Annotated in this window: 8 protein-coding genes; 4 read left to right on the forward strand and 4 right to left on the reverse strand. The window is 68.4% G+C overall.

The annotated features are described in order from the left end of the window. The first annotated feature begins 146 nt into the window (after window positions 1-146). Entirely contained in the window at window positions 147-3893 is a 3747-nt protein-coding gene (locus AB0F44_RS26055; protein ID WP_357359687.1) for a multifunctional oxoglutarate decarboxylase/oxoglutarate dehydrogenase thiamine pyrophosphate-binding subunit/dihydrolipoyllysine-residue succinyltransferase subunit, read from the forward strand. A gap of 142 nt (window positions 3894-4035) precedes the next feature. Here AB0F44_RS26055 and AB0F44_RS26060 read toward each other — a convergent pair whose 3' ends face one another. Further along, window positions 4036-6207, reverse strand: a complete 2172-nt coding sequence (locus AB0F44_RS26060) for an MMPL family transporter (protein WP_357359689.1) — start codon at window positions 6205-6207, stop codon at window positions 4036-4038. A gap of 86 nt (window positions 6208-6293) precedes the next feature. On the opposite strand from AB0F44_RS26060, the gene AB0F44_RS26065 reads away from it, so the two are divergent. Both AB0F44_RS26065 and AB0F44_RS26070 read left to right on the forward strand, forming a co-directional pair. Next, the gene (locus AB0F44_RS26065) at window positions 6294-6980 is read left to right on the forward strand and encodes a TetR/AcrR family transcriptional regulator (RefSeq protein ID WP_357359691.1); all 687 of its coding nucleotides are present in this window, start codon (window positions 6294-6296) and stop codon (window positions 6978-6980) included. A gap of 12 nt (window positions 6981-6992) precedes the next feature. Continuing rightward, window positions 6993-7169 carry a DUF6104 family protein gene (locus AB0F44_RS26070; protein WP_008362094.1) on the forward strand — a complete coding sequence of 59 codons (177 nt, stop codon included), beginning with the start codon at window positions 6993-6995 and terminating at the stop codon, window positions 7167-7169. Window positions 7170-7269: 100 nt separating this feature from the next. Here the strand turns inward: AB0F44_RS26070 and AB0F44_RS26075 are convergent, their stop codons facing one another. From AB0F44_RS26075 to AB0F44_RS26085, 3 genes are read right to left on the reverse strand one after another with little or no spacing between them, the layout of a single operon-like run. Further along, entirely contained in the window at window positions 7270-7473 is a 204-nt protein-coding gene (locus AB0F44_RS26075; protein ID WP_357359693.1) for a hypothetical protein, read from the reverse strand. 26 nt (window positions 7474-7499) lie between these two features. Beyond that, window positions 7500-8624 carry an acyl-CoA desaturase gene (locus AB0F44_RS26080; protein ID WP_357359695.1) on the reverse strand — a complete coding sequence of 375 codons (1125 nt, stop codon included), beginning with the start codon at window positions 8622-8624 and terminating at the stop codon, window positions 7500-7502. 24 nt (window positions 8625-8648) lie between these two features. Beyond that, window positions 8649-9743, reverse strand: a complete 1095-nt coding sequence (locus AB0F44_RS26085; RefSeq protein WP_357359697.1) for an iron-sulfur cluster-binding domain-containing protein — start codon at window positions 9741-9743, stop codon at window positions 8649-8651. Between the two features lie 146 nt (window positions 9744-9889). Between AB0F44_RS26085 and AB0F44_RS26090 the strand changes: the two genes are divergently transcribed. Beyond that, entirely contained in the window at window positions 9890-10525 is a 636-nt protein-coding gene (locus AB0F44_RS26090) for a TetR family transcriptional regulator (protein WP_350659648.1), read from the forward strand. Window positions 10526-10631: the final 106 nt, after the last annotated feature.

Genomic DNA, 10631 nt, shown 5'->3' on the forward strand with positions numbered 1-10631 from the left:
CCGGCAGGTAACGCAAGATGTGGGACGGATTACATCCTGTCCACAGGGAGAGCCTGCATCGGGCATTTGCGTGTTCGTGGGGATAGCCTTGCCCGTGGGCAACCCATTTCTTACAGTGCGAAAATTCGGAAGAGGCGAATCAAGCCGTGTCCTCAGGCACCCCGTCCCCCAACACTGCCGATATCCCAGCGGAATTCGGCGCCAACGAGTGGCTGGTCGAGGAGATGTACGACCAGTACACGAAGGATCCCAGCAGTGTTGACCCCGTGTGGGTGAAGTTCTTCGAGACCAACGGACAGCCTGGCGCGTCGCCGAACGGCGCCGCCGCCCCGGCGACGCCCGCCGCCGCTCCCGCCGCCAAGGCTCCGGTCTCCCCCGCGCCGGCCACCGCGCCCGCGCCGACCACCCCTGCCTCCGCCGAGGCGCCGGCGGCCAAGGCGGCTCCGGCCCCCAAGGCCAAGCCGCGCCCGGCCGCGCAGGCCGCCGAGCCGGCCAAGGGCACCGCGACGCCCACTCCCAAGGACGCCCCGAAGCCGACCGCCGTCGCCGTCACCGACGAGCCGACCTACACCACGCTGCGCGGCATCCCCGCCGCCACCGCCAAGAACATGGACGTGTCGCTCTCGGTGCCGACCGCGACCTCCGTGCGCAACATGCCGGTCAAGCTGCTGTGGGACAACCGCACGGTCATCAACAACCACCTCAAGCGCGCCCGCGGCGGCAAGGTCTCCTTCACCCACCTCATCGGCTACGCCATCATCAAGGCGATCAAGGCGATGCCGGCGATGAACAACACCTACGCCGAGGTCGACGGCAAGCCGACCCAGGTGACCCCGCCGCACATCAACCTCGGTCTGGCCATCGACCAGCAGAAGAAGGACGGCACCCGCCAGCTCGTCGCGCCGTCCATCAAGGGCTGCGAGCTGATGGACTTCGCCGGCTTCTGGACGGCGTACGAGGACATCGTCCGCAAGGCCAAGGACAACAAGCTGTCCATGGCCGACTACTCCGGCACCACGGTCAGCCTGACCAACGTCGGCGGCATCGGCACCAACAACTCGGTGCCGCGGCTGATGCACGGCCAGGCCGCGATCATCGGCGTCGGCTCGATGGACTACCCGCCCGAGTTCCAGGGCGCCTCCCCCTCGAAGCTCGCCCAGAACGCGGTCTCGCGGATCATGACGATGACCTCGACGTACGACCACCGGGTCATCCAGGGCGCCCAGTCCGGCGAGTTCCTGGCGACCGTCCACCGGCTCCTGCTCGGTGAGAACGAGTTCTACGACGAGATCTTCGCGTCGCTCCGGATCCCCTACGAGCCGATCCGCTGGAACCAGGACATCGACACCACCCACGACGACCAGATCTCCAAGCAGGTCAAGGTCGGCGAGATCATCCACGCCCACCGCGTGCGTGGTCACATGATGGCCGACACCGACCCGCTGGAGTACAAGCAGCGTTCGCACCCCGACCTGCAGATCGAGTCGCACGGGCTGACCCTGTGGGACCTCGACCGCGAGTTCCCGGTCGGCTCCTTCGCGGGCGGCCGCAAGCCGTTCATGAAGCTGCGCGAGATCCTCGGTGTCCTGCGTGACTCCTACGTCCGCACCACCGGCATCGAGTACATGCACATCCAGGACCCCGAGCAGCGCCGGTGGATCCAGGACCGCGTCGAGCGGCCGTACGACAAGACCCCGCGCCAGGAGCAGCTCCGGATCCTGTCGAAGCTCAACGAGGCCGAGGCCTTCGAGACCTTCCTGCAGACGAAGTTCGTCGGCCAGAAGCGGTTCTCCCTCGAGGGTGGCGAGACCGCGATCCCGGTCATCGACGAGGTCTGCGAGGCCGCTGCCGAGGCCGGTCTGGACGAGGTCACGATCGGTATGGCCCACCGTGGCCGTCTCAACGTGCTCGCCAACATCGTCGGCAAGTCCTACAACCAGATCTTCCGCGAGTTCGAGGGCAACATCGACCCGCGCACGGTCCAGGGCTCCGGCGACGTGAAGTACCACCTCGGTGCCGAGGGCGAGTTCCTCTCCGACCTGGGCGACACGATCAAGGTCTCTGTCGCCGCTAACCCGTCCCACCTCGAGACCGTCGACCCGGTCCTGGAGGGCATCGCCCGCGCCAAGCAGGACGTGCTCGACCAGGGCGCGGTCTTCCCGGTCCTGCCGCTGCTGGTCCACGGTGACGCGGCCTTCGCCGGCCAGGGTGTGGTCGCGGAGACGCTGAACCTGTCCCAGCTGCGTGGCTACCGCACCGGTGGCACCGTCCACCTGGTCATCAACAACCAGGTCGGATTCACCACCTCGCCGGGCTCGTCGCGCTCCTCGCTCTACGCCACCGACGTCGCGCGGATGGTGCAGGCGCCGATCTTCCACGTGAACGGCGACGACCCGGAGGCCTGCGTGCGCGTCGCGCGGCTCGCCTTCGAGTACCGCCAGGCGTTCAACAAGGACGTCGTCATCGACCTCATCTGCTACCGCCGTCGCGGTCACAACGAGGGCGACGACCCGTCGTTCACCCAGCCGATGATGTACGACCTGATCGAGCAGAAGCGCTCGGTCCGCAAGCTCTACACCGAGTCGCTGATCGGTCGTGGTGACATCACGATCGAGGAGGCGGAGCAGGTGCTGGCCGCCTACCAGGCTCGCTTGGAGCAGGTCTTCACCGAGGTGCGCGAGGCCGACAAGATGCCGCAGGCCTGGGAGACCGTCCCGGACTACCCGGAGAAGCCTGTCGGCGAGACCGTCACCGCGATCACCAACGATGTGCTGAAGCGGATCGCAGATGCGTACGTCACCCCGCCGGACGGCTTCACGGTCCACCCGAAGGTGATGCCGCAGCTGCAGCGTCGCGCGACCCAGATCACCGACGGCGGCATCGACTGGGGCACCGGCGAGACGCTGGCGTTCGGGTCGCTGCTGATGGACGGGCGCCCGGTGCGCCTGGCCGGTCAGGACTCGCGTCGCGGCACCTTCGTGCAGCGCTTCGCGACCATGATCGACCGCAAGAACGCCGACGAGTGGACGCCGCTGAACAACCTCACCGAGGACCAGGCGAAGTTCTACGTCTACGACTCGCTGCTCTCCGAGTACGCCGCCCTCGGTTTCGAGTACGGCTACTCGGTCGCGCGGCCGGACTCGCTGGTCCTGTGGGAGGCGCAGTTCGGTGACTTCGTCAACGGCGCCCAGTCGGTGATCGACGAGTACATCTCCGCAGGCAAGACCAAGTGGGGCCAGGACTCGGGTGTCGTGCTGCTGCTGCCGCACGGCTACGAGGGCCAGGGTGCCGACCACTCCTCGGCGCGCATCGAGCGGTTCCTCACGCTGTGCGCCGACGAGGCCATGGTCGTGGCTCAGCCGTCCTCGCCGGCGTCCTACTTCCACCTGCTGCGTACGCACACCCTCGGCGCCGAGCACCGGCCGCTGATCGTCTTCACCCCGAAGTCGATGCTGCGCCGCAAGGAGGCCGCCTCCCAGCCGGCCGACTTCACCTCGGGTTCGTTCCAGCCGGTCATCCCCGACACCGAGACGGACGCCTCGAAGGTCAGCACCGTTCTGCTGGTCTCCGGCCGTCTGACCTGGGACCTCACGGTCGAGCGTAAGAAGCGGAGCCGCGAGGACGTCGCGATCGTCCGCGTCGAGCAGCTCTACCCGTGGCCGACCGAGGAGCTCGCTACCGAACTCGCGAAGTACCCCAACGCGAAGGTCAAGTGGGTCCAGGACGAGCCCTTCAACCAGGGCCCGTGGCCGAGCTACTACCTCAACGTGGTTCCCGAGCTGGGCCGCGAGGTCGAGCCGATCACCCGCACGGCCTCCTCCACCACCGCCGTCGGCACCATCAAGCGGCACACGGTCGAGCAGAAGGAGCTCATCGACCGCGCCTTCGCCTGATCCCCGGATCGAACCCAATGCCGAGTCGGCGCGTTCTAACGCGCCGACTCGGCGTGGCTTTTGGTCCGCGCTTCGCGCGGTAACTCCCTCGCTCGGCGCGCGCGGACGAGCAAGCTCGCCGCTCGACCTCGCTCCGGTCGTCTCAGACGGGGACCGGGACCGGCTCCTCGCTGAGCCCGACCTTGCGGTGCAGGCGCCGCAGCGGCCGCGGCGCCCACCAGGCCGCCTCTCCGAGCATCCGCATGGCTGCCGGGAGGAGGATGCCGCGGATCAGGACCGCGTCGATGAGGATCGCCAGCCCGACCCCGAGGCCGAAGAACTTCATGAAGCTGATGTCGCTGACCATGAACGCGAAGAAGCTGGTCGCGATCAGGGCGGCGGCCGTGGTGACGATCCGGCCGGTGTGGGCCAGCCCCTGTACGACCGCCTCGACGTTGCCCAGACCGCGCCGGCGCATCTCGGTGATCCGGCCGAGCACGAAGACCTCGTAGTCCATCGACAGCCCGAACGCGATCACCAGCAGCAGGACGACCATCGACACGTTCAGCGGCATCGCGGTGAAGCCGAGGAGGTCCGCGCCGAATCCCTCCTGGAAGATCAACACGGTCGTCCCGACCGTCGCGCCGAGACCGATGACATTGAGCACGAGCGCCCGAAGCGGCTGGATCAGGCTTCCGGTGAACAGGAACAGGATCACCACCATCGCGATCGCGAGCCCGCCGACGGCGTACGGGAGCTTGGCGCCGATCGCGTCGAGGGAGTCCAGCAGCTCCGCGGCGCCGCCGCCGACGAGCGCTGTGGTTCCTTGTGGTGACGGGACGGCGCGTACGTCACGGACCAGGTCACGCGCCTCCTCGGACTGGCGATCGAGCTGGTTGACGACGGCGAGCTCGTCCGCGCCGTCGCCGGGCGGGAGGGCCGGTGTCCTCGAGGCGAGGGTGCCGTCGACGTACGTCCCGACGCGGGTGTCGACGCGGTCGACATCGTCGACGAGGGAGAGGTCGGCGGCGTACGTCGCCAGGCTCTCATCGTCGACGGTCGACGTGGTCACGACGCGGATGGGGCTGGTGCCGTCGCCGTCGAACTCCTCGCGCAGCAGGTCGCCTGCCTGGCGGCTCCCCGCCGATGCCGGGAGGACTCGGTCGTCGGGAGTGCCGAACTCGATCACGGCGAGCGGCGCGGCCATCGCGAGCAGGACGGCCACGACAGGGAGGGCGACCCACGGGCGCTTGGTGACGAAGCCGGCCAGCCGGGTCCAGAAGGGGGCGGCGCCTCCGCGGAGACCACGTACGCCGGGGACGCGGAGGGCGTCGATCCGGTCCCCCAGGAGGGTGATCGTGGCCGGGAGCAGCACCACCGCGACCACGGCGGTGATCACCATGACCCCGATGCCGGCGTACGCCGAGGAGCGCAGGAAGTAGAGCGGGAAGACGAGCAGCGAGGCCAGTGAGACCGCGACGGTGGTGGCGCTGAAGACGATCGTCCGGCCGGCGGTCTCCACGGCGCGCACGACGGCGTCGGAGTGCTCCGCCCCTGCTGCTCGCTCCTCGCGGACCCTCGCCACCATCAGCAGGCCGTAGTCCACCGCGAGGCCGAGCCCGAGGCCGGTCGTCAGGTTGAGGGCGTAGATGGAGACGTCGGTGAAGTTGCCGAGCACCGAGAGCTCGGCGAAGGTGCCGGCGATGGCGAACCCGCCGACTCCCATGGTGACGATGGCGGCGACCACGTTGCCGAAGGCGAGGACCAGCAGCGCGATCATCAACGGGATCGCGATCGCCTCAGCAAGGGCGAGGTCGGCGCCGATCTGGCTGCCGACCTCCTCGAAGGTCGCCAGCTGGCCGCCGACGTGGACAGTCGTAGCCCCGTCGTTCGCGGCCTCGTCGGTGTAGCGGTCGATCACCGCGGCGGCGTCGACCGTATCCGGGTTCTTCGCGCCGACGGAGATCAGTCCGTGGGTGCCGTCGCCCGAGATCATGCCGGGACCGGGGGCGTCGAGGTAGGAGACGACGTCGGTCAGGTCGTCGTCGGCTCGAAGACGGTCGACGAGCGCCTGAGCGTCCTTCGCGGCGGTGCCCTCGGTCACCGCGCCGTCGGCGGCGCTGACAGTCAGGAGGAACCCGGCCCCGTTGCCGAAGCCCTCCTCCAACGCGATGGCTGCGCGGCTGCTCTCCGAGGCGGGGTCGTCGAAGCCGGCGTCGTCGAGCTTGCCGAAGGCCGAGGTGGCCAGATAGATCGCGCCGAGGAGGGCGATCAGGCCGATCACCAGGACCCGGCGCGGATTTCGCACCACGAGGGTGCCGAGTCGGTGGAACACGATTCCTCCAGAATGAATGTGGGCAGGCGTAAACTTTGCAGGTGTTAACTTTCCCTTTGATGTGGGCAGGTGTCAACATGAATTCCGTGAAACCCTCAGAGAGCTCGGACGAGGGCGCCCGGCCCTACCACCACGGCGACCTCCGGAACGCGCTGGTCGATGCAGCCGCGACGCTTGCCGAGGAGGGCGGCCCCGATGCAGTGACCATCCGAGCCGCGGCCCGCGCGGTCGGCGTGACCCCGACCGCGACCTACCGCCACTTCGCCAACCAGGCCGACCTGCTCGTCGCCGCCAAGCACGAGGCCATGGACCGGCTGGCCGCGACGATCCTCGACCTCCTCGCCGCCGAGAAGCCGGCTCCGCATCCGGCCGAGGCCGCGGTGCAGCGCCTCGCCGCGGCCGGGCGCGGCTACATCCGCTTCGCGCTCGTTCAGCCCGGCCTGTTCCGCACCGCCTTCCTCCGCCCCCACGACGGAGACCCACACCCGCCCGGGGAGATGTCAGCGATCCTCGCCGAAGCCCCGCCCTACGCCTTCCTCACCACAGCCCTCGACGACCTCGTCGCGGCCGGCTGGCTGGCTCCGGAGCTGCGCCCCGAAGCCGAGACGGCGGCCTGGTCCGCCGTCCACGGCCTAGCGGTCCTGCTCATCGACGGGCCCTACCGCACCTGCCCCGACCCCGAGCGGGATCGGCTCATCAACGTCACCCTCGGCATGGTCGTACGCGGCCTCTCCGGCGGCCCGGCCTCCGACGCACCACTGAACGCAGAATGAAAGACTGACGCCATGTACTTCACCGACCGCGGCATCGAGGAGCTCGTCACCCGTCGGGGCGACGAGGAGGTCACCCTCGCCTGGCTGGCCGAGCAGCTCCAGGCCTTCGTCGACGTACACCCCGAGCACGAGACCGCCATCGAGCGCCTCGCCACCTGGCTGGCCCGCCTCGACGACCCCGAGGACTGACCCCCGCCGAGTCCGCAGTTGTGGCAGGCGAGAAATCAGTTGTGGGCGACGAAACGATGGTTTCGTCGCCCACAACTGCGGATTCGGCCGGCAGAACTACCTATTCGGCGAGGTCCTTCTCGGCACGCTTGGCGGCGGCCCGGAGCTCGAAGAGCTCGGTGGCGAGGCCGCCGATGGCACCGGCCACGTCGCGTACGGCGCCGGTGATGATCATGGTGACCTGGCCGACCGTGGTCGCGGTGACCTCGACGGCGCTCTGCGCGACATCCTTGCGGATCTCGCTCTTGCTCAGCTCGGGCTCCATGACAACCCATTGTGGCTGGTCAGGCGTCATGCCGCGACCCCCTCGAGGGCGGGAGTGCTCTCGACACCGACGGAGGCCTGCTTCTTGCGGTCGGGGAGGGCGTACTTGCAGATCTTCTTGAAGACTCCCCACAGCTGCTGGTGCAGGGGGCCGGTGTTGTACGCCAGGTCGTAGCGCTCGCAGATCTCGCGGACCTCCTCGGCGATCTCCGGGTAGCGGCGGGCGGGGAGGTCGGGGAAGAGGTGGTGCTCGATCTGGTGGGACAGGTTCCCGGACATGATGTGGAAGATGCGCCCGCCGGTGATGTTGGCAGAGCCGAGGAGCTGGCGGTAGTACCAGTGACCCTGGGTCTCGTCCTCGCACTCCTCCTGCGAGAAGGAGGCGACGCCGGCCGGGAAGTGGCCGCAGAAGATGATGTTGAACGTCCACACGTTGCGGATGATGTTGGCGGTGAAGTTTCCCGCGAAGGTCAGCGGCGCGAGCGGACCGGTGAGCAGCGGGAAGAGGACGTAGTCCTTCAGCGTCTGCTTCTTCACCTTGCGCCAGATCCGGGCGCCGATCTCCTTGTTCTCGGCCCAGGTCCGGCGACCGGCGACGAGCTCGTCGACCTCGAGGTCGTGCAGCGCCACCCCCCACTCGAAGAACGTCATCAGCAGGAACGCGTACAGCGGGTTGCCGAGGTAGTACGGGTGCCACTTCTGGTCCTCGTCCATCCGGAGGATGCCGTAGCCCACGTCGCGGTCCTTGCCCAGGATGTTCGTGAACGTGTGGTGCATGTAGTTGTGGCCGTACTTCCAGTTGTCGGCCGGCGCCATCGTGTCCCAGTCGAACATGCGCGAGTTGAGGTCGGGGTCGCCCATCCAGTCGTACTGCCCGTGCATGACGTTGTGCCCGATCTCCATGTTGTCGAGGATCTTGGAGATCGACAGACAGGCGACGGCCGGGACCCAGCCGATCACGGGCAGGTAGAAGAGCGCGCGGCCGGCGAGCTCGAAGGCGCGCTGCTTCTTGACGATGTCGTAGATGTACGTCGAGTCCTTCTCGCCCAGGTCGGCGACGATCCGCTGGCGGATGGCCTCCATCTCGGCGCCGAACGCCTCGAGCTCCTCGGGGCTGAGTCGGCGGTTGCCGGTGTTCTCAACAGTGGTCATGGGGATGTCTCCTTGAAGGAATCGTCAGAGGTCCACGGAGCAGTCGCCCTCGGGCGTGCTCACGCAGATCCGGATCTGTTCGTCGGGGAGCTCGGAGGTCTCGCCGGTCAGGACGTTGCGGACCCGTCCGGAGCTCTTGTTGGTCGTGCAGGAGAAGCAGATCCCCATCCGGCAGCCGGACTCGGGGGTCAGCCCCGCGGCCTCGGCCTGGTCGAGGATCGTGGCGCCGTCGTTGGCGACGGTCTTGCCGGTGCGGGCGAACTCCATCTCGCCACCGGCCACGCCGGCGTTCTTGGGCGGCTTGAAGTACTCCACGCGGAGCGACTCGGTCCCTTCGTACGCAGCCTGCGTCGCCTCGATGAGGGACGCCGGCCCGCAGGCCCAGGTCGGCACGTCGCGGTAGCCCGGGACGAGCTTCTCCAGCAGCGCCGGGGAGAGGTAGGGCGCCCCGTCGGCGGTGTGCAGGATGTGCAGGTCGACGCCGTGACCCTGGTGACGGATCTCCTCGAGCTCGTCGGCGAAGATCTGGCGGTCGGCGCTGGGCGCCCAGTGCAGGAAGGTGACCTTGCCCCGGTGCGTACGCCGCTGCAGGGAGCGCAGCATCGACATCACCGGGGTGATGCCAGAGCCTCCGGAGATGAGGAGGATGTGCTCGGGCACGCGGTCGGGAAGGACGAAGTCGCCCTCGGCCTGGGACAGGTGGACCAGGGTGCCGACAGTGGCCCGCTCGGTCAGGTACTTGGAGATGCTGTAGGGGGTCGCGTGCTCGTCGTCGTGGGCACGCACCGTGATGGTGAGCGGCTCACCCGGCTTGCCCTCGGTGTTGGAGACGGTGAAGACGCGGGTGGTGCGCCGCCCCTCCCCCGTGTCGATGCCGACGCTGACGTGCTGGCCGGCGCGGTGGCCGCGCCAGGTCGAGGTGGGCTGGAGCGTCACGGTCGCCACCCGGGGCGCGCCAGGCGCGCTCACCTCCGGGTGGATGTCGGTGATGCGGGCACGCACCTCGTGCGCGGCCAGCATCGGGTTGATCTGGGTCAGATAGCGGTCGATGCCGTGCGGTGAGGCGAGCGCCGCAACCGTGCGGGAGCGGAGGATCCGGCCGCCGAGGTCGAGTGCCATGTGTTTCGCCTTTCAGTGAACATCTGTACACCGACAACCATGGCGGGTGATCACAGCACGCGTCAAGACGCCACGGACGTGGTCCAGATCACGGTGTACAGGTGTGCACCTGACGCTCCACCGACCTCTGCGCCTAGGATGGTCTGGTGATCGAGACGGGTGCGGAGCCGGAGAGCCGTGCGGAGCGCAAGCTCCGGACCCGGCGAGCGATCCTGGACGCGACGCTGGAGCTGTGCACCGACAGCTCGTTGACAGCGCTCTCGCTACGCCAGGTCGCCAAACAGGTCGGCATCGTGCCGACCGCGTTCTACCGCCACTTCGACTCCATCGAGTCGCTCGGGCTGGCACTGGTCGAGGAGTCCTTCGACTCGCTGCGCGACCTCTTCCGCGACGTACGCCGCAATGCCCGGGCCGACCAAGACATCGTCGACGGCTCGATCGATGCCCTCGTCGACCACGTTCACCGGCGCCGCGACCACTTCGGGTTCATCGCCCGCGAGCGTGTCGCCGGGCCGCGTTCGGTACGCGAGGCAATCCACCGCGAGATCGAGCTCTGCGAGCGCGAGCTCGCCACCGACCTGGCGCTGATGACCGGCACCGACACCTGGACCGCCAAGGACCTGCACGTGCTCTCGTCGCTGTTCGTGACCGTCCTGGTCGCCACCGCCGAGCAGATCCTCTCCACCGCCCGCCCCGAGCAGGAGGAGCAGATCGTCGCCACCGTGCGCACCCAGCTGAGGATGTTGCTGATCGGCGTCTATCAGTGGCGCTCGGAGTCGTAGGAATACCCGGTTAACCGGGACGCCCGGTCGAGGCGGACTCGTCTGTACTTTCCGATTCCGGTTCCGGCGTGTCGCGGACCTCCGTGCCGCAATCCGTGCCCGGAGG

The organism is Nocardioides sp. NPDC023903 (assembly GCF_040639295.1).
In the GTDB taxonomy this organism is placed as follows: domain Bacteria; phylum Actinomycetota; class Actinomycetes; order Propionibacteriales; family Nocardioidaceae; genus Nocardioides.